The sequence below is a fragment of the Synechococcus sp. BSA11S genome (assembly GCF_014224355.1).
In the GTDB taxonomy this organism is placed as follows: Bacteria; Cyanobacteriota; Cyanobacteriia; order PCC-6307; family Cyanobiaceae; genus Regnicoccus_A.
Genome location: NZ_VNWP01000016.1, coordinates 1 through 18,301 on the forward strand (window position 1 = coordinate 1; position 18,301 = coordinate 18,301).

Annotated in this window: 24 protein-coding genes; 3 read left to right on the top strand and 21 right to left on the bottom strand. The window is 68.2% G+C overall.

Annotated features, from left to right (window positions below; translation table 11 throughout):
- Window positions 1-237 (bottom strand): transposase (locus FPZ61_RS12550; RefSeq protein WP_185466930.1); only part of this gene is annotated, 237 nt, incomplete at its 3' end.
- Window positions 221-457, bottom strand: a complete 237-nt coding sequence (locus FPZ61_RS15335) for a hypothetical protein (RefSeq protein ID WP_221630149.1) — start codon at window positions 455-457, stop codon at window positions 221-223. The genes FPZ61_RS15335 and FPZ61_RS12550, both read right to left, overlap by 17 nt.
- An 85-nt stretch (window positions 458-542) precedes the next feature.
- Between FPZ61_RS15335 and FPZ61_RS12560 the strand changes: the two genes are divergently transcribed.
- Entirely contained in the window at window positions 543-761 is a 219-nt protein-coding gene (locus FPZ61_RS12560) for a hypothetical protein (protein WP_185466931.1), read from the top strand.
- A gap of 16 nt (window positions 762-777) precedes the next feature.
- Here the strand turns inward: FPZ61_RS12560 and FPZ61_RS12565 are convergent, their stop codons facing one another.
- Window positions 778-1,941 (bottom strand): MFS transporter, encoded by a 1,164-nt coding sequence (locus FPZ61_RS12565; RefSeq protein WP_370594288.1) that lies wholly within the window; start codon window positions 1,939-1,941, stop codon window positions 778-780.
- A gap of 128 nt (window positions 1,942-2,069) precedes the next feature.
- On the opposite strand from FPZ61_RS12565, the gene FPZ61_RS12570 reads away from it, so the two are divergent.
- Window positions 2,070-3,602: an alpha/beta hydrolase gene (locus FPZ61_RS12570; protein ID WP_370593450.1), complete on the top strand. Its 1,533-nt coding sequence runs from the start codon at window positions 2,070-2,072 to the stop codon at window positions 3,600-3,602.
- A 10-nt stretch (window positions 3,603-3,612) separates the two neighbouring features.
- Here FPZ61_RS12570 and FPZ61_RS12575 read toward each other — a convergent pair whose 3' ends face one another.
- The 14 genes from FPZ61_RS12575 to FPZ61_RS12640 all read right to left on the bottom strand — a co-directional run bounded on the left by FPZ61_RS12575 (window position 3,613) and on the right by FPZ61_RS12640 (window position 15,421).
- Window positions 3,613-4,644, bottom strand: coding sequence for an ABC transporter permease (locus FPZ61_RS12575; RefSeq protein WP_185466934.1), 1,032 nt, complete (start codon window positions 4,642-4,644; stop codon window positions 3,613-3,615).
- Window positions 4,641-6,215, bottom strand: coding sequence for an ABC transporter substrate-binding protein (locus FPZ61_RS12580; RefSeq protein ID WP_370593451.1), 1,575 nt, complete (start codon window positions 6,213-6,215; stop codon window positions 4,641-4,643). Before FPZ61_RS12580 ends, FPZ61_RS12575 begins: the two co-directional genes overlap by 4 nt.
- 38 nt (window positions 6,216-6,253) lie before the next feature.
- Complete coding sequence (locus tag FPZ61_RS12585; protein WP_185466992.1) at window positions 6,254-6,565, bottom strand: hypothetical protein; 312 nt, start codon at window positions 6,563-6,565, stop codon at window positions 6,254-6,256.
- Between the two features lie 300 nt (window positions 6,566-6,865).
- The gene (locus FPZ61_RS12590) at window positions 6,866-8,170 is read right to left on the bottom strand and encodes a homoserine dehydrogenase (protein WP_185466935.1); all 1,305 of its coding nucleotides are present in this window, start codon (window positions 8,168-8,170) and stop codon (window positions 6,866-6,868) included.
- Between the two features lie 34 nt (window positions 8,171-8,204).
- A complete protein-coding gene (locus tag FPZ61_RS12595; protein ID WP_185466936.1) occupies window positions 8,205-8,624 on the bottom strand; it encodes a SufE family protein in 420 nt (139 codons plus the stop codon).
- Window positions 8,625-8,666: 42 nt separating this feature from the next.
- Complete coding sequence (locus tag FPZ61_RS12600) at window positions 8,667-9,188, bottom strand: hypothetical protein (RefSeq protein ID WP_255441596.1); 522 nt, start codon at window positions 9,186-9,188, stop codon at window positions 8,667-8,669.
- A 51-nt stretch (window positions 9,189-9,239) separates the two neighbouring features.
- The gene (locus FPZ61_RS12605; protein WP_255441597.1) at window positions 9,240-9,455 is read right to left on the bottom strand and encodes a hypothetical protein; all 216 of its coding nucleotides are present in this window, start codon (window positions 9,453-9,455) and stop codon (window positions 9,240-9,242) included.
- Window positions 9,456-9,508: 53 nt separating this feature from the next.
- Complete coding sequence (locus tag FPZ61_RS12610) at window positions 9,509-10,114, bottom strand: 5-formyltetrahydrofolate cyclo-ligase (protein ID WP_185466938.1); 606 nt, start codon at window positions 10,112-10,114, stop codon at window positions 9,509-9,511.
- Complete coding sequence (gene ruvC, locus FPZ61_RS12615; protein WP_185466939.1) at window positions 10,114-10,575, bottom strand: crossover junction endodeoxyribonuclease RuvC; 462 nt, start codon at window positions 10,573-10,575, stop codon at window positions 10,114-10,116. Before ruvC ends, FPZ61_RS12610 begins: the two co-directional genes overlap by 1 nt.
- 4 nt (window positions 10,576-10,579) lie before the next feature.
- Window positions 10,580-11,665, bottom strand: a complete 1,086-nt coding sequence (gene bchI / locus FPZ61_RS12620; protein WP_185466940.1) for a magnesium chelatase ATPase subunit I — start codon at window positions 11,663-11,665, stop codon at window positions 10,580-10,582.
- On the bottom strand, window positions 11,662-13,095 hold the full coding sequence (locus FPZ61_RS12625; protein ID WP_185474855.1) for a DUF3370 domain-containing protein: 1,434 nt from the start codon (window positions 13,093-13,095) through the stop codon (window positions 11,662-11,664). The genes bchI and FPZ61_RS12625 overlap by 4 nt, the downstream gene beginning before the upstream one ends.
- Window positions 13,096-13,101: 6 nt before the next feature.
- Window positions 13,102-14,190 (bottom strand): serine hydrolase, encoded by a 1,089-nt coding sequence (locus tag FPZ61_RS12630; RefSeq protein WP_185466942.1) that lies wholly within the window; start codon window positions 14,188-14,190, stop codon window positions 13,102-13,104.
- A 32-nt stretch (window positions 14,191-14,222) separates the two neighbouring features.
- Entirely contained in the window at window positions 14,223-14,978 is a 756-nt protein-coding gene (locus tag FPZ61_RS12635; RefSeq protein ID WP_185466983.1) for an RNA methyltransferase, read from the bottom strand.
- Between the two features lie 44 nt (window positions 14,979-15,022).
- Entirely contained in the window at window positions 15,023-15,421 is a 399-nt protein-coding gene (locus FPZ61_RS12640) for a cytochrome c (protein WP_185466943.1), read from the bottom strand.
- Window positions 15,422-15,494: 73 nt separating this feature from the next.
- Here FPZ61_RS12640 and petG point away from each other — a divergent pair, with 73 nt between their 5' ends.
- On the top strand, window positions 15,495-15,608 hold the full coding sequence (gene petG / locus FPZ61_RS12645) for a cytochrome b6-f complex subunit V (RefSeq protein WP_006170345.1): 114 nt from the start codon (window positions 15,495-15,497) through the stop codon (window positions 15,606-15,608).
- A 1-nt stretch (window position 15,609) separates the two neighbouring features.
- Here petG and rsmD read toward each other — a convergent pair whose 3' ends face one another.
- The 4 genes from rsmD to trxA are packed head-to-tail and all read right to left on the bottom strand — an operon-like array spanning window position 15,610 to window position 18,219.
- Window positions 15,610-16,185 (bottom strand): 16S rRNA (guanine(966)-N(2))-methyltransferase RsmD, encoded by a 576-nt coding sequence (gene rsmD, locus FPZ61_RS12650; RefSeq protein WP_185466944.1) that lies wholly within the window; start codon window positions 16,183-16,185, stop codon window positions 15,610-15,612.
- Window positions 16,182-16,814: an imidazole glycerol phosphate synthase subunit HisH gene (gene hisH / locus FPZ61_RS12655; RefSeq protein WP_185466945.1), complete on the bottom strand. Its 633-nt coding sequence runs from the start codon at window positions 16,812-16,814 to the stop codon at window positions 16,182-16,184. Before hisH ends, rsmD begins: the two co-directional genes overlap by 4 nt.
- Window positions 16,811-17,857, bottom strand: coding sequence for an LOG family protein (locus tag FPZ61_RS12660; RefSeq protein ID WP_185466946.1), 1,047 nt, complete (start codon window positions 17,855-17,857; stop codon window positions 16,811-16,813). The genes hisH and FPZ61_RS12660 overlap by 4 nt, the downstream gene beginning before the upstream one ends.
- A 38-nt stretch (window positions 17,858-17,895) precedes the next feature.
- The gene (trxA, locus tag FPZ61_RS12665; protein WP_006170349.1) at window positions 17,896-18,219 is read right to left on the bottom strand and encodes a thioredoxin; all 324 of its coding nucleotides are present in this window, start codon (window positions 18,217-18,219) and stop codon (window positions 17,896-17,898) included.
- Window positions 18,220-18,301 lie beyond the last annotated feature (82 nt).

Below are 18,301 nucleotides of genomic sequence, written 5' to 3' on the forward strand. Positions count from 1 at the left end.
ATTGAGGCCTGCGGCCTGGATCACAGCGGCCAGCTTGTCCGATGCGCCCCACTGCTCCGGCGGCTTGCTGGTGGCCGGCACCAGCTGGCCCTCTTTCTGCCACTGACTGCGCCAGTTGTAGAGGGTCTGGGCGGTGATGCCGGTGGAGCGAGCGATCTCGGCCACGCTCTCCCGGTTGGGCGGGCTCATGCGATTGCGGATCTCGGCCCGCATGGCCTGGTCATAGATCGGTTTCATGGTCGTCGGTTTGGCCCCCTGGTGGATGGGTCAGACCGAGCGGACTTCTTTCCTGACTCAGGGGGACCCGATCCCCGGGACGCTCGAAGGTGCTCATCTTGCAGAACCTGGCGAAATCATCGACACCGGCGTTGGTGCGTGAATCGGAGGCCATCACAAGGTCCTCCTGGAGCAGCATGCCCACGCAATGGGTCACGGCCAGGTCTTCGCTTGGGTGCATCCATTGTTGCGGCGGACAGGCTCCGGCGTCTGTGCCGGCCGGCCCCGGCCAGGGGCGAGAATGGCCTCAGCTGCAGCGGCCGGTGATGCCCTCGACCCAGACGTCCCCCGCCAACGATCCGGAAGCGCGCATCGATCCTGCCGCTCCCGCGGATCACCCCCACAACTTCGACGTCCAGAAGGAACTGCACCAGCGGATCCGCAACGATCCTGACTACGACGACTGGGAGTACGGCACCGAACCGCTCCCCCATGAGTCGGAAGCCTGGATCCGTGACCAGAAGGCCAAAGAGAAGAGAACCTGACCCGGCGCGACGGCAGTCAGGGCTCTCGTTGGACCCGCCGCTGACTGTGGTGGGGATGGGAGCGGTTGAGCTCCCCCACCAGCAGCAGTCCCAGCAGGCTCAACACCGACATCAGCAGCCACAGGCCGGCCCCATGTCGCTGGTGCTCCAGCATCCAGCCCCCCACCAGAGGTGCCAGGAAGGCACTGATGGCGAAGCACTGGGAGAACAGGGCCATGGCCATCCCCTGATGGGACACCGGCGTGATCTCGATCACCGCTTCGCTGGCTGTCGGCAGGAAGGCCGCCGCGGCCGCCGCCAGGGGCACCTGGGCCAGAACAAGCAGGGGGAGGTTCTGCCATCCCAGGCTGGAGACGGCCAGCAGCAGGCTGCCAAGCGCAAAGCCCAACAGACTCCAGCCCAGCCCGAAGGACACCGGCCGCTTCGCCAGCCAGCGCCCCAGGGGCCATTGGAAGGCCAGCAGCAGCGTCAGTTGCAGGCCCAGCAGCAGGGCTCCCAGGCTCTCGGGCAGTGGCGCCCGCTCCAGTCCACCCCGCACCAGATCCAGCGGCAGAGCGCTCTGAAGCAGCGACACCATGGCTGTCGCCAGCAGCGTCACCCCCAGCAGCGGCAGCAGGGGTCTCACCCACTGGCGCCAGTTGAGACGGTGCTCCTGGCCACTGGCGGCCAATGCCGTGGGCAGCGGTGAACGCAGCAGCAGGGTCATCACCACCGCCATGCAGGCGATGTCGACCAGATAGATGCCCAGCAGGTGCCTGCTCCCCGCCAGCGCGGCCCCGAGCAGCACCCCAAGGGCGACCCCGAGGGCATCACCGGTTCGGACCAGGGCATAGGCACGGCTGGAGGCCAGGGGCGGCGCGCTCAGTGGCACCGCCAGCTCGATCGCCGGCCAGTAGATCCCCATCGCCGTGCCCAGCAGCACCTGCCCCTGCAGGTAGGCGGCGAAGCTGTCCGCACTCAGCAGCCGGCTGTCGGCCAGCACCGAGAGCAGGGCCGCCAGCAGCACCGGCCGGGTGGTGCAGAGCCCACGATCCAGCCACCAGCCACTGAACAGCCGCCCCGCCGTCCCGGCAACGGCGGCGGCGGCCAGGCCCTGGCCCACGGCCAGAGGCGAGAACTGCGCTTGGTGGAACACCACAGGGGTGAGGTAAAGGATTCCGCCGCCACCGAAACTGCCCACCAGCCGGATCACTGTCAGCTCGCGCAGTGGCGCGGGAAACTGGGACCACCAGATTGGTTGGCTTGCTCTTGCCTGCGGCTCTGTCACAACACGTCCGTCGTTGGCTGGCACTCGCGGCCAGTCTGCTCGTGGGCACGACGCCGACCTGGGCGGGTGGCGCCACCCTGGCTGCCGATCGGCTGGATGTGCGGCTCGATGGCCTGTCGCTGCCGGTCGACCTGAATCAGCTCGATGCATGGAGCCGGGACCCCGAGGGGAGTCACAACGAACTGGGGGTCTGGTTCGAGCTGCTCAATGAGCGCAGCCGCAACGATCTGCGCTCTTTGCTGCGGGCCCCTCTTCTGACCGATCGCGCCCTGGCCAAGCAGCTGCTCCAGAGCTGGACAGGCCGCCAGCTCCTCGAGGAGGTGGGGGAGCTGTTCGCTGGGGGCCAGCCCGGCAGCGGCGTTGTGCTGCTGAACACCCTGCGCGAGCTCCTGCAACGTCCCGAGCCGATCCGGTTCGTGGAACTGCTGCTGGCGGTCCCCACCCCGAGCCTCACCCTCGATCTCGATGGGTTGTTGCAGTTGGCGGATCTCTGGCGCCGGCAGCTGGAAGAACAGTCCCTGGCCCTGCGTCGCCTGCGGGACCTGCCGCTGCGTCCTCGGGAGATCTCCGACACCCGGGCACGGCTGGCGGCGATCCAGCCCACCCCCAGGCCCACACCCCTCTCGCTGACGGTGGATCACCGGGCAGCGCCGCTGGAGCTGGAGCTCTGGCCCACCGTCACGGAACGTGAGGGGGCCTGGGTGCTGCTGATGCCGGGCCTCGGTGGCAGCAGCGCCCAGCTGAGCTGGTTGGCTCAGGGACTGGCGGCCCGGGGCTGGCCCGTGCTGGTGATCGAGCACCCCGGCAGCAACGAACGGGCGGTGCGTCAGATGCTCGATGGGCAGCGGCCACCTCCGGGGGCGGAAACCCTTCCCGATCGTCTCGCCGATGTGGAGGCGGTGCTGGCCGCTGAGCGACAGGGGCAGATTCCCCGCCTGGGTGACTCGGTGGTGTTGATGGGGCACTCGATGGGAGGACTTTCTGCGCTTCTATCCAGTGGTCTGCGCCCCGTCCCCGGTCTGGCCCAGCGTTGTGAGCGGGACCTGGAGGTGATCCCACTGATCAACATCTCCAGGCTGCTGCAGTGTCAGCTCCAGGAGGTGCCCCTGCCAGCGCCCGTAAGAGGGCGCCCCAGGACCGTGGCCGCCGTGGTGAGCCTGAACGGGTTCGGAAGTCTGCTCTGGCCCGGTCATGGCCTTGAGCAGCTCAACGCGCCTCTGCTGATCGTTGGAGGCGGGTTGGATCTGGTCACGCCGCCGGTGAGTGAGCAGCTGGGTCTGTTCCTTCAGCACCCGGATCCCCGCAGTCGTCTGGTGGTGGTGGAAGGCGGCAGCCACTTTTCCGCTGTGCGGATCAAGGAGCAGGATCAGGCTCTCTGGCGGCTCGGCGATGGTCTGGTGGGGATGGAGCCGGTGAGGGTTCAGAACCTGTTGCTGAGCCTCACCTCCGACTTCCTCACTTCGTTGGACGGGAGCATCCCGATGGCTCCGCAACGGCGCAGCCGCGAGGGCATCACGGCCTATGTGCTCGATGGCCGCGGCGCTCGACGCTGGCGCAGCCGCCTCAGTCGCTGAAAGATCGGAGTCAGAAGCGGATGCGTGGATCCAGCACGGCCACCAGGATGTCGACAGTCACACTCACCAGCACCACCAGGGCTGCCACCACCACCACGATGCCCTGCACCAGCGGATAGTCACGCTGGCCGATGGCCTCCTGCAGCCGGAAGGCGATCCCGGGCCATGAATAGGTGACTTCAATCAACAGGGCGCCACCGATCAGGGAGGCCACGGTGATCCCCGTGATCGTGAGGACAGGCAGCAGGGCATTGGGCAGGGCATGGCGCAGCACCACCCGGGTTTCACTCAGGCCTCGGCTGCGTGCCGCCTCCACGTAGTCGGAGGCCAGCGCCCGTCGCAGATTGAGGCGCAGGGCGTTCGTGAAGATCCCGCTGAGCAGCAGAGCCAGGGTGCAGGCGGGCAACACCAGGTGCCGGACCGCTCCGCCGAGCTGCTGCCAGTTCCCCCCCCCCAGGCCGCTGAGCAGGCTGTCGAGCAGGTAGAAGCCGCTGCCTTGCGGCGGCAGCAGCGTGGCCGGGAAGCGGCCGCCCACCGGCAGCCAGCCCAGCCACACTGCGAAGATCAGCTGCACCACCATCGCTGCCCAGAAGGGTGGCAGGGCGTAAGTGCCGATGCCGTAGAGCCGGCCGGCCAGATCAAGCTTGCCCTCGGGCCGGGCAATGCCGGAGAAGCCCACGGCCAGCCCCAGCACAGCGGCCAGGAGGAGAGCCGTCAGCCCCAGCTCCAGGCTGGCCGGCAGGCTCTGGCCGATGATCCGGCTCACCGGCTCCTGGCTGTTCAGCGATTCGCCCAGATCTCCCCGCAGCAGATTCAGCAGGAAGTGGCCGTACTGCAGCAGCAGGGGTTGATCCAGGCCCAGCTGACTGCGCAGGGCGGCCCGGGCCGCCTCCGGCGCCCGGGTGCCGAGCACCGCATCCACCGGATCACCGGGGGCCACGCGCAGCAACAGAAACACCAGGCTGGCGATCAGCAACAGCATCACCGGCACCAGGGCCAGGCGGGCCGCCAGGTAGCGGGCCAGGGCGCGGCGGCGGCTCATGGCAGGAGCTGGAGGTCTTGGAGCAGCAGGCGGCCGTTGCCGTCGAAGCGGGGCGGAGCCAGCCTGCGCTGGGCCCAGGCCCTGGGCGTCACCAGCCACAGGGGCAGGTAGGGGGCGGCGGCGGCGGTGCGCCGTTCGATGGCCTGCAGCAGCTCCAGCCGTTCGCTCCCCACCAGTCCTTCGCTGCGCAGCAGATCCTCCTGCAGGCCAGGGGCGGTCCAGAAGCTGCCGCTCAGGGCGCTCTCACCCTGCAGGCAGTGATCGCCCACGGACTCGCTGCAGCTGAGCAGGGGGAACAGGTAGGCCTCCGGATCCCGAACCGCACCCCGCCAGTCCAGCATCACGGCCGGGAAGGCCCCCTCTCCGAGTTGCCGGTACACCGTGGTCGACTCCATTCCGTTGGGCTGGAGCACGATGCAGTCCCCCAGATCGCGCGCCAGCTGAGCCTGCCAGGTGAGCACCATCAGGCGGTCGGAAGGGATGTTGGAGCGGAAGGTGAGCGGCAGCTCCATCTGCCGGCCCTCGCAGTAGCCCGCCTGGCGGAACAGGCGGCGGGCCTTGTCCGGGGCATAGGCGGGCCAGATCTGCCGCTTGGCGCCGCTCACCGCCGGGGGCACGAGATTGCGCAGAGGGCTGCGCAGCCCCTGGCTCACGCGTTCGCTGATGCGCTCCCGATCGAGGCTGTGGGCCAGGGCCTGGCGCAGGTCGGGGTCGTTGAAGGGCGGCTGCCGGGTGTGGAGGGTGAGGTAGCCGATCTCCAGGGCCGGTCCCAGGCCCTCCCGCAGCTCCCCCTTCCCCGCCTGCTGCTGCAGGGCCTGCTGGTGGTCTTCGTGCAGGCCTGTGGAGAGGAGCACATCCACCTCACCGCTGCGCATGGCGCCGTAGAGGGCGGTGGAGTTGCCCAGGCTGATCAGAACGATGCCGTCGTTACGGGGTGGCGTGCCCCAGTAGCGATCGAAGGGTTCCAGCCGCTGCTGCTGGTCGCTGAAGAAGCTCAGCCGGTAGGGGCCGGTCCCCACGAAACGGTCACTCAGGGCCCGCTCGCCGTAGTCGCGATAGGCCCGGGGGGAGACCGGCGTGATGTTGATGGTGCTCAGCAGCTGGGGGAGCACCGTGGTGGGGCGCTTGAGGCGCAGTTCCAGCAGGTGCGGGCCAGCGGCCCGCACCGCAGCGAGGCGCTCGTTGAGCAGGTAGCTGAGGGTGCCGATCTCCAGGAACCGCTCCAGGCTGAACACCATCGCGGCTGCGTCAAAGGGGGTGCCGTCGTGGAACAGCACATCCCGCCGCAGGGGGATCGTGACCGTCAGCCCGTCCGGGCTGACGCGGGGGAGTTCGGCGGCCAGGGCGGGCAGCACAGCGCCATCGGCGGCGAGGCGGTAGAGCGGGTCTCCCACGGCGCTGAGCAGCTGGGTGGCACCGAAGGTGGAGGCTCGGACCGGGTCCACAGACCCCACCCGGGCACTGGTGGCCACCACCAGGCGCCCGCCTGGTCGGTGGGGCTGGCAGCCCAGCAGCAGGACCAGCAGAGCCCCCAGCAGGCAGAGCGGGCTCAGCCCCTTCAAGGCAGGCAAGGCGTGCAGGGTGCTCCCGGATGCTCAGAGGCGCCCATTCAAGACCGTGAGGGGCAACCCTGGGAATGGGGCCGCTGGGGAAGCTCCACCTGAGCGATCGGCACTTCGAACACCGGTGATCCGTGCCGTGCCAGGGGCCAGCGGCGCACCCAGCAACGATCGCGGGGGATGTCCACGCCGATCACCTGGTACAGGGTCCCCTGGGAAGGGGAGGTGTTGCCGGGGCGGGGCGCGGATTCACCGGCGTGCCTCTCGATGGTCCAGGTGGAGGAGTTTTCGCCATTCGGGAGTCCGGCGCTGAGGGCCAGATCGGTGACGAGATGAACGCAGTCTCCCTGGTGAAGGGTCATGGCGGTCGCGGGATCGTGGGGCGAACGGCAGCCCTGATCAGGACTGGCAGAAAAGGCGGTCAGGGCTGGGAACCGGGAAGGGCAGGAGAAGCGGAGGGGTTGGGGCGTTGTTGTGAGCACAGGGTTCCGCAGGGGAGATGCGCCTGGCGTTCAAGCTGGACAGGTAGCTGCTGGAGGTCAGCGGATGACCATCCCATCAATATTTGCGGAATGTATCCATATTGCCTCCGCCCAGCCCGTGCCCGTCAACCGCCGCCCCATGAGCACTCATTCTCACCACCAGCAGGTCTGCTGATGGGCTCAGAGGGTGCGCAGGCAGGCCGCCACGGTCTCCACCTCGCTCAGGGCCCGGATTGCCGCGAGGGCTGCCTGGAAACGGCCCTCCTCCACCTCATGGGTGATCACCACGATCTCGGCCTGGCCGCCGCTGGCCTCCAGCTGCACGATCGATTGGATCGAGACGTCCTCAAGCCCGAAGCAGCTGCCGATGCGGCCGATCACCCCGGCCTGATCGCTGGTCTGCAACCGCACGTAGTTGCGGTGGCTGGTGCGGGAACTCTCCACCAGGCGGCACCGTCGCCAGCGACTGGCCGCCAGCAGTGGATCCAGCCCGCATCCCGGGCCGCCCACCTGGCGAATGCCGGCGATGTTGAGGATGTCGGCCACCACGGCCGAGGCGGTGGGTCCCGCCCCTGCCCCCGGGCCGTAGAACATCACCCGCCCAACCGGATCACCCTCCACGAGAATGGCGTTGTTGACCCCGTTGACCACCGCCAGGGGATGATCGGCGGGGACGAGGGTGGGGTGGACCCGCACGTCGAGGCATTCGCTCCCGTCGGGATCGGAGCCCAGATACTGGGCCACCGCCAGCAATTTGACCCGGTAGCCCAGCTGGCCGGCGTAGCTCACATCCCGGGCTTGCAGGCCACTGATGCCGGCCGTGGGGATTGAGGCGCGATCCACGGAACCTCCGTAAGCCAGGCCGGCGAGGATGGCGATCTTGTCGGCCGCGTCGTCACCTTCGACGTCGGCGGCGGGGTCGGCCTCGGCGTAGCCCAGCCGCTGGGCCTCCGCCAGCACGTCTCCGTAGGCGGCCCCCTCATCCGCCATGCGACTGAGGATGTAATTGGTGGTGCCGTTGATGATGCCGCTCACCCGTTGGAGGCGGTTGCCGCCCAGGGATTGCTTGAGCGGCTCGATGATCGGAATGCCGCCACCCACGGCGGCTTCGATCAGCACATAAACCCCCTGGCGGGCAGCGGCGTCGGCGATTTCCTCGCCATGGCGGGCGATCACGGCCTTGTTGGCGGTCACCACCGACTTGCCGGCAGAGATCGCCGCGAGGATCAGGCTCCGGGCTGGCTCCAGCCCGCCCATCACTTCCACGACGATGTCCACCGATGGATCCTGCACCACCTCGGCCGGATCGGTGGTCAGCAGCTCTGGTGGCAGGACCACGGACCTGGGCCGGTTCGGATCGCGCACGGCGATGCGCCGCAACTCCAGCTCCCCCACCAGGGGATGGCGCCCGGCGGGGGAGGTGAGGATCCCGGCGACACCGGTTCCCACCGTGCCCAGGCCGAGCAAGCCGATGCCGATGGTCATGCCGATTGCGCCGCGAAACCGATGATCCTAGAAATCATCCCGCCGTCAGGCTCTTGGCCTGGGCCTGCATCATCTTCAGAATGTTCAGGAAGCCATTGGCCCTTGAGGGGGTCAGGCTGGCCTGAAGGCCCGTCTCAGCCAGAAAACCGGGGTCGAGGCCCGCGGCCTGCTCCGGTGCCAGCCCTTCAAGCCCGGCGATCAGCAAGGCCAGCAGCCCCTTGGTGATCTGGGCATCGGAATCACCCCGCCAGTGGAGCTTGCCATCCACCAGTTGACCCACCACGTACACCTGGGAAACACAGCCCTTCACCTTGAACACCTCCTGCCGGAATTCCTCGGGCAGTGGCTCAAGCTTCTTGGCCAGCCAGAGCACGTACTCGTAGCGGCGCTTGGGGTCGCTGGTGCTGCGCAGGCGTTCCACGATCGCGTCGAGGGTTTCGCTGCCGGTGCTCATCAATGGGGCCGGGAAGAGGTGGCCCCAGTGTGGCGCTTCAGTTCAGCCGCGGCGCCGCTGCTGCATCACCAGGCCACCAACCAGACCACCAAGTCCGGTGATGCCTCCGATCAGCAGCAGTGACCGAAGCCGATGGGGAGGTGGCGAGAGCGGCTGGAACCCTGAATCGCCTCGGCTCACCTGATCAAGTTGGGCCTGACCCTGGCGGGTTGGAACTTCCAGGAAGTCGCGGTGTCCGGGGCCTGCATCCACCTGCAGTTCCCAGTCCCCATCGGCGCCCTTGGGCATGTTGAAACTGAGGCGTCCCTGGTCATCGATCTGACCCACGTCCACGGCCTGGCCTCCATCGGGTGGCACCAGCCGCACAACGGCACCCTTCACCGGTTCGCCATTGGAGAAGTGGCTTTCGAGCATCAACCCTTCCCGCAGGGAGGTGAGTCGATCCAGGCTCGATTCGATCGCGTGCGCCTCGATCCGGCCGGGAGTGGCGAGCAGGGCCACCAGGGAGCCAAGGGCCGTGAGGGCGATCAGGCCGCAGGAACGGGTGAGAGGTGGAGTCGTCATCGGCAGGGCGTGGTCGCGTCCGAGGGAAGTGGCTCCAACGCTAAGGCGCCTTCAGGAGGCTGACCAGCGGCTGCCGGCGGCCTGACCCTTGCCGGCCTGGACCATGCGCACCATCGAGCTGACCATCATCGAGAGCGCTTCACTCGGTTGGGAGCGGTGGCCAAGCTCCGCAGCCATCACGCGTTCGGGAACCGTGCCGGATCCGCTCGCGGTGGCGCCAACCCGCCGGGCGGGCGAGGGGCGGGAGTGATCGAAGCTGAGGTCCAAGGAATCAGGGGCTCGCACCTGGGGATCCTGGCAAAAGATCTGCGCCGAGACCATCAGAGCCCTGGCCTCTCAACAGGTTGCAACCATTCGATCCCCTTTTCACTCAGCCAGCCATCGAAGGGCACATCCCACGGCTCCACCGGCAGCCGCTCCACAACACAGCTGAACGGGGCCACGATCAGGGCCGGCACCGAGCGCCACGACGGATCGGCACGCAGCCTGTCGAACCAGCCGCCGCCATAGCCGAGTCGGAAACCGCGACGGTCGAGGGCCAGGGCCGGGACCAGCAGAAGGCCGAGGGCTTCGGCGGGCAAGGGGGTGCTGGCCGCGGCCGGTGCAGGCACCCCCGCGGCGTCGGGCTGGAGTGGATCCGCCGGCCGCCATGCCTCGTAGCCGAGGCTGCGCTTCCCTGACATGGCGCGGATGGCGGGCAGAGCCAGCTGGGTGGGCAGCTCCGCCGCCAGCTCTCGCAGATCCGCTTCACCCGTCAGGGGCCAGTACAGCCCGAGCCTCCGGTCTGCCGGGATCAGGGGGGGCACCCCGGCCAGAGCCTGCTCCAGCAGCTCTCTGCGCTGCGCTGAGGGCTGATCGCCCCGGCGCTGGCGGTAATGCCGGCGCCAGATGGGTTTGGGGTCGCACAGCCTGGGTACGCCCGCCATCAGCGCTGAAACCAGCCGGTGAGGGCCACGGCCAGGGCATCGGCAGCGTCGTCTGGGCGAGGAGGGTGCTCCAGATCCAGTTCCCGCATCACGGCGTCGAGCACGTCATTCTTGTCGGCATGGCCGCAGCCCGTGAGGGCCAGCTTGATCTGCATCGGCGGGAATTCCACCACCGGCACCTGCAACCGGGCCAGGGTCATCATCACCACCCCTCTGGCCTGCACCACGGAGATCGTGGTGCTGGAGCGATAGAAAAAGAACTTCTCAACAGAGGCCAGCTGAGGTCTCCAGCGGCGCACCAGCCAGCGCAGATCGCGGGCGATCTCCACAAGACGCTCCCCCTCGGGGGTGCCGGCCTCGGTGCGGATCATCCCGCAATCCAGCAGCCGCTGCGGCGGGCCGGTCTCGATCAGGCCATAGCCGACGCGGGCCAGCCCTGGATCGATGCCGAGGATGCGCAAGGCCTCAGGCGGCCAGGGCCAGCTGGAAGGCCTCGGGGGTGGTGTCAGCCATCTCGAAGATCTTGCAGAACACCTTGATCACGCGATCACCGGAATCGATCTGCTCGAGCGGATCCTTGCGCAGTCGATGGCGCAGGCAGCAGGCCACCACCCGGGCCACGTCATCGTCGTTCACCTCGGTGCGCCCTTCGAAGGCGGCCAGGGCCCTGGCTGCCCGGTTGGTGACGATGTCACCGCGCAGGCCGTCCACATCCAGCTCGCCGCACACTGCTGAGATGCGAATGCGCAGCTCAGGATCGATCAGCACCTCAGGCAGCCGCTGCTGGGCCTCCACCACCCGCTGCTGGAGCGCGTCCTGGGCGCTCTGGTGTTGGCCGTTGAAGCCATCGGGATCGCTGTCGTAGCCGGTTCGCTGGTCCACCACCTGCACCCGCAGCTCCGGATCGCGCACCGTGCGCACCTCCACGCTCATGCCGAAGCGATCGAGCAGCTGGGGACGCAGTTCGCCTTCCTCGGGGTTGCCCGAGCCGATCAGCACGAAGCGGGCCGGGTGGCGGACGGACACCCCCTCCCGCTCCACGGTGTTCCAGCCGGAAGCGGCCGAATCCAGCAACACGTCGACCAGGTGGTCGTCGAGCAGGTTCACCTCATCCACATAGAGGAGGCCGCGGTTCGCCTTGGCCAGCAGGCCCGGCTCAAAAGCCCGCACCCCTTCGCTGAGGGCTTTCTCGATGTCGATCGTGCCGCAGAGGCGGTCTTCGGTGGCGCCCAGGGGCAGGTCCACCATCGGCACCTGGCGGGGCTCGACCGGCAGCACCTCGCCCGCCTCGGCCCGCAGGCGCACATCTGCACTCTGCAGGTCGGGGTCGCCGGGGGAACTGTTGTAAGGATCGCCGGCAACGACCTCGATCTCCGGCAGCAGATCGGCCAGGGCGCGGATCGTGGTTGATTTGCCCGTGCCCCGATCGCCCATGATCATCACGCCGCCGATGCGCGGATCGATCACGTTCAACAGCAGGGCGAGCTTCATCTCCTCCTGGCCGACGATGGCGGTGAAGGGAAACGCCCTGCGTTTGCGGGTCTGACTCACGGACGGGGGGCCGGCACGGATTCGGATTGTTTCACAGCTGCCTCTGGGACCTCAGGCGCCGGCAGAAGGCTCAGCACCTGAGGGGGTGTGGCATCGGCGGGATAGATCAGACGAACTCTCACCTGCCGCTGCTGGCCGGGGGCCAGGCTGATGCGACCCAGGCTCGGGCCCTTCTCTCCCTGGCGCTGAACCAGATGGAACCAGCGCCGGCCGGCGGGCCGGCCCGCCGTGCCGTCCAGCCCGGCCACCCCCACCGTGCCGCGGAAGACCACGGCACGGGGCAGGGTGAGGTTGAAGCTCAGGCCGCCTTCGGGCTTGTCGGTCTTGCGTGGGGATTCGAGGGCCAGATCGAGGACCACAGGCCCCTTGGTGTCGTTCACCAGGGGCAGGAGCAGGTCGTACTCCACGCCGTAGTTGCCGTGGGCGGCCCAGGCGGTGCCTGGGTAGAGGGCCTGCAGCTCGGCGGTCTGCACCTGGCCGCTGCCCAGGCGCCCACGCTCCAGTGAGGCGATCGGCCAGGAGACCGGTGCACTGCGCACGGAGAGCAACTTGGTGCCGGGGTCGGTGAGCCTGGCGCTCCAGCGGCTGCCCGTCTGCACCCCGCTCACCCGGGAATAGATGATCGCTCCAGCCTGGCCTCGTGGGGTGGGCACGTGCTCCTTGGCGCTGAGCCCGCCGCGGAGCAGGCGGCTCCAGACCTCCGCCTCGGGCGGTTGTTCGCTCCCGAAGGCCGCCAGGGTGGCCAGCTGCACGGGACCGTCACTCTCGAGCCGCAGCTGGAGGTTGCGGCCGTTCAGCAAGGGATCAAGCCCCTTGACGGGAATGGGGAGGGCCAGCAGGGTGCTGAGCTGCCCGGGGGCCAGGGTCCATTCCTGGGGAATCCCGATGCCGCGGCTCTTCTGCAGCAGTTCGGCCGCCACCCTGGAGCCGGGGCCGGCGTACACGGAGCTGCCGTCGTGCGCCATCAGGGGGGGCAGGGGCAGGAAGGGGGCGGACGGCTGGCCCGGATCCGTCGACTGGGAGAGGGCTGTGGATCCGTTCAGCACCCTCAGCCGCACTGGCGTGTTGCTCACCGGAGCGGCCACCACCCCCAGCCAGAGCACCGAGTCGAGCGTTTCGGGCCTGCCGGCGTAAACATGGTGGCTGAAGAGGTCGAAGCGTCCATTCAGCGGGACGTTCAGATGGGCAGCGGGGCTGGAGAAGGGTTGGCCGGCCAGCGTCCCGCGACCATCGAAGGTGGAGAGCAGGATGCCGGGCTGGATGATCAGTTCGGGGTTGTTGTCGTTGACCAGGGGCACCTGGTCGAGCCCGCCGCTGAGCGGACGCACCTGCTGGCTCCTCAGCTCGGTGCTGGGGGCGGCGGCCGCCGCCGGGGTTGTGGCCATCCCGGCAGTGAGCAGCAGGCTGGTGGCCATGGTCAGGACGCGCATCAGACCTCAGCGGGGATTGGGGGATGGTTGGTTGCGGCCGACGAGGGTTTCGCTCACAGCGGCGGCCATGGCCCTGATCAGGTTGGTGGAGCGGGGGTCATTGAACGGACCCTTGACCATGAACCCTGCCACGGCCCGCTTGCCGTCGGGGAGTTCGATCAGAGCCGCGTCGGAATAGGCGATGCCGATATCACCGGTCTTGTTGAGCACGGTCAGACCACGGGCCATCAGCTCGCTGTCCGTGTCACCCGACGATGCCCCAAGCCCCTTGAGCAGCCCCGCCGGCAGCAGGGTGTTGGTGCGGGAGGTCCCCATGATCGTGCGGAAATGGTCCCGGGCACGGGGGCTGAGCTTTTCACCCGTGTCCACCAGGGCGATCGAGCGGGCCAGATCCCGGGGGCTGGTGGTGTTGGTCCCCTCGAGATCAGGGAGCCAGTTGTTCACCACCGTGGCCGGCAGGCCCAGGGCCTGGAAGTGGGCGTTGGTGGCGGCTTTGCCCCCCAGCCGCTTGATCAGGAGGTTCGTGGCGCTGTTGTCGCTCACCCGGATCATCTCGGTGGCGGCCTCATAAAAGGGGAAGCGCGTGCCCACGGGGCGGCTGGCCATCCATCCGGCCCCCCCGCCGATCACCTCCTTGGTGAGCGGCAGGGGTTCGTTCCAGCGCAGCTTGCCGGCATCGAGGTCGTCAAGGGCCGCCAGCAGGATCGGGGTCTTGATCGAGCTCGCCGCCGGCAGGGGGGTGTCGGGATTGAGCTGGGCGTAACGGCCGTCATCCAGCACCAAGAGGAACCCACCCGCCTTCAGGTCCTTCTGCTGGGCCGCCAGGGTCTTCCAGCGCTGGCTGAGTTTGGTGAGCTCAACGCGGGGCTCGAAGCGGCCGTTCGCCAGTCCGCCCCTTGGGGTGGGAACCGGTGAGCTGGCACTGCTGGCCTTGGGAGCATCCATCGCCCCCTGGGCGAGCCTGGGGGCCAGTTGTTTGAGGACCGTGCCGGTGAGCACCCCGAGGCCAAGTCCCATCACCAGCAGGCGCAGGACAAGGGCGATGGGTTGAAGCCAGCCGGGGGAGCCGGAACGGGGGGAGCGACCCGAAGGCACGATGCAGCCGAGGCGACGAAGATGGCAGGACCTTAGGGGGTTCTCCGTTGGCTGGCCCAGCGCAACTGACGGACCATTCCCCGGACCAGGGCCACCTCGTCGCTGCTGATCTGGCCGCGCTGCAGTAAGGCGCGCAGCTTGGCCATCCGGGCGTGGGCCGTGTGGGGCAGAAGAAAACCCACCTCCAGCAACAACTCCTCGGCGTCGGCCAGGGCCGCCTCGAGCACGTTCCGCTCAGCGGGTTCGGGCCAGGCCACGGCGGGCGATCCACCCGGATGCCCCTGTTCAAGGCCCTGCTGGAAGCCGTGCAACGCGTGCAGGCTGATGGCCACAGCGTGCGAGAGGTTGAGGGAGGGGTAGCCGTCATCGGTGCCGAGTCGCACGATGCGCCCGGCCTGGAGCAGCTCGTCGGTGCTCAGGCCCCGGTTCTCCCTCCCGAAGACCAGCGCCGGGCCACCGGAGCTCACCTCCCAGCCGGAGCCCGGCGCGGGCTCCAGCAGCCAGGGCAGGGCGTCCGCGGGGCCCATGATCGGCACCGCCTCCGAGTCCACCCGCCCACTGGCGGCCACCACCCTGGTGCGATCGGCAATGGCCGCCGCCAGATCCGGATAGAGCCCGGCCTGCTCCAGCAGGGCTCCGCCATGGACGGCCATGCGCCGGGATTCCTCGCTGAGGTGATCACAGCGAGGAGCCACCAGCCGCAGATCCCGCACGCCGAAGTTGGCGCAGAGCCTGGCCACGCTGCCCACGTTCAGCGGCCCGGCAGGTTCGACCAGAACCAGAGCCAGAGGGCGTGACGGGGGGGTCCGTGCCGGGCCAGGGACGCCGCCGCTCACTCAAGGCTGTGAAGATGGGCCAGCAGGTCGGCCATGGCCTGAGGTTCGGGTTGGAACCGGGGCATCGGGGGCGTGCGGCCGCTGACCACCTGGTGGATCAACTGCCGGTCGCTGCGCCGCTGGCTGACCCCGTGCAGGCCGGGTCCCACCAGCCCCTGGGCGGCGATGCCATGGCAGCCGGCGCAGTTCATCCGAAAAAGACGACCACCGTTCTCGCTCGAGCCTGTGAGCTCAAGGGTTCGGCGGGTGTAGGGATCGCTGCGTGCTGCCGGCAGGACCAGCAACAGCAGCAGGATGCAGGCGGCCGCGGCCAGCAGCACCAGGGCGGTGACCAGCCCCTGGCGCTGAACCGGTGCCGGGCTGGTCTCCAGGATGGTGGAAGGATCGCCGGTCACGGATCACTCGGAAGACTCCCCCAGCCTGCCTTGGCCATGGGAGAATTGCGTCAGGCACAACTTCCGGCTCCCGATGATCGAACCTCTGCTCTGCGGCATCGTCCTGGGCCTGATCCCGATCACCCTGGTGGGCCTGTTCGTGGCGGCCTGGAACCAGTACCGGCGTGGCAGCGCCCTGGGCGGCTGAATCAGGCCCCCGGTTCCAGGAGCATCAGACCGCAGCTGCCGTAGCGCCTCCTGTCGGTCATTCTCCAGCCGTGTGGTACTTGCGGGTAGGCCTCGCTGGAGCACTCCCACACCAGGCGTCCTCCTTCCGCCAGCCAACCGCCAGCTGCAACCGCCGTGGCAATCGGTTCATAGAGGCCGGTGCCATAGGGCGGATCGGTGTAGATCAGATCGAAACCTCCATCCGCCGCGTCCCCCAGTTGCTGCCGGGGGCTGCGGCACAGCCACAGTGGAAGTTCGGCCTTGATCACCCGCACGTCGCTGGCCGGATTCAACCCCGCCTGGACGGCTTCGAGATTGCGCCGGGCGATGCTGAGGGTTGTCCTGTCGTGATCGATGGCGACCACCCGCTGGGCACCCCGTTGCAGGGCTTCGCAGCCCATCACTCCGCTGCCGCAGAAGAGGTCGAGCCAGCTGCAGCCGCTCAGTTCACCGGCCAGCAGGTTCAGCACCGCCAGGCGCACCCTGGAGGTGGTGGGGCGTGTGCCCTGCCCCGCTGGGCTGAGCAATCGGCGCCCGCCACTGAGCCGCAGACTCACGCCCCGCCCTGCTCGAGCCAGCGGAGCCAGCGCCCGAGCATGCGCTGCCCCTGGGGGCCGGATTTCTCGGGGTGAAACTGGCAGGCCGCCAGGTTGTCCTGCCAGACGGCCGCGGTGACGGCTCGATCGGCGAAGAGGACGTCGGCGGTGCTGCAGGCCGGGTCGTCGGGAGCAGCGGCATAGGAGTGCACGAAATAGACCCAGGCCGGCGGATGCCCCTCAGGCAGCAAGGGACTGGGGTTGGTGGGAATCAAGGGGGCCCAGCCCATGTGGGGGATCGGATGGCCAGGAGAGGATGGCAGGGCCCGCACGGTGCCCCTGAACAGACCGAGACCCGGGGCTTCCCCTTCTTCGCTGCCCTCGAACAGCAGTTGCAACCCCAGGCAGATGCCCAGCAGGGGGCGTCCCTTGTGGCTCCAGGCTCGCAGTGGATCCACCAGACCCGCCTGGCTCAGGCGCTCCATCGCCGGATCGAAGGATCCCACCCCCGGCAGAATCAGGGCGGAGCAGGCGTCCATGGCCCCGGCATTCTCCACGGGAATCAGATCGGCCCCGAGGCGCTCCACGGCCCGGGCCACGGAGTGCAGGTTGCCCATGCCGTAGTCGATCAGTCCGATCGGGCCCCTCATGGCTGCGGTTCCAGGCAGAGGCGTTGCTCCGGGTGAAGAAGATCTTCGGAGCGGGGCAGATCGAGGGCGTTGATGGTGGCGATCAGCCGGTAGAGACGGCCCACCCGCCGTTGATCGAAGTCGAAGCGCAGACAGGGCCGCAGTCGGTCATTGTCGTCGCAGCTTTCCCCTGGCACGAAGTCGCCGCTGCGCAGCAGATCCTGGAAGTCGGCGCGGATGGCCTGCAGATCGCGCTCTTCGAGGGGGACGTGCAGCAGCAGCTCCAGACCGTCGTCGCTGACCCTGGTGGTGTGGAACACCCTGTAGAAGAAGCGGATCTGATCGATCGCCTCTCTGGCGCTGCGGGCGCGGCTGATCAGCTCCCCATCGTCGGGACCGATCAGCCCTTCGCGGGCCAGCCCAGCGAGCAGGTCCCGATGCCAGCGCTGCCAGACCTGCTGGCCCGGGGGGGCGAGCAGAACCACCGGAATCGGAGCCGTGCGTCCCGTCTGGATCAGTGTGAGTGCCTCGAAGAATTCATCGAGGGTGCCGAAGCCGCCAGGAAGCACCACCAGGGCATCGCTCTCGCGCAGAAAGAAAAGTTTGCGCGTGAAGAAGTAGCGGAAATGGACCAGGCGATCACCGGCCCCCGCAACATAGGGATTGGGCTCCTGCTCGAAGGGCAGTTGAATGTTGAGGCCGAAGCTGTGATCGGATCCAGCTCCCAGGTTGGCCGCTTCCATCACTCCACCGCCGGCGCCGGTGATCACGTCGAATCCCGCCGCCATCGCTTCACGGCCGACGGCCTCTGCCAGGGCGTAGGTGGGACTCTCCGGCAGGCTGCGGGCGGACCCGAACACGGCCACCTTGCGGGTGGTGCGGTGCGCATGAAAGGTGGCCAAGGCTGCGTGGAGGTCGCTGATGGCACCGGATATCAGTCGCCAGTCCTCGGTGGCGTCGGCGATCCTGGCCATCTCCAGAATCGAGTCGAGCGATCGCTCGATCAGGAGGCGATGGGGGTGATCAACCAGCAAATGCCCGGGTGGCTCCTGCGCCGGATGCATCAGCTCTGGAGAGGAGGCTGCGGGAGCGGAGGTGCTGCTCAGAGGTATTTGGCAATCGTGCCGGAAAGGGTGTTCTTGGGAACGGCGCCCACCACGGTGTCCACCTTCTGACCTCCCTTGAAGATCATCAGGGTGGGGATGCTGCGGATGCCGTACTGGCTGGCGACGTTGGGGTTCTCGTCGGTGTTGAGCTTGTAGACCTTCAGCTTGCCCTCGAATTCCTTGGCGATCTCATCGACGATCGGGGCCACCATGCGGCAGGGACCGCACCAGGGGGCCCAGAAATCGACCAGCACGGGCACGTCACTTTTGAGCACATCCAGCTCAAAGGAAGCATCGGTGACGGCAGTGGCGCTGGACATCTGAGGGAGGGGACAAGGTATCCGGAATCTAGCAATGAGGCTCCGGTTTCCCCCATCACCAGCGAGCGACCGTAGGAAGACA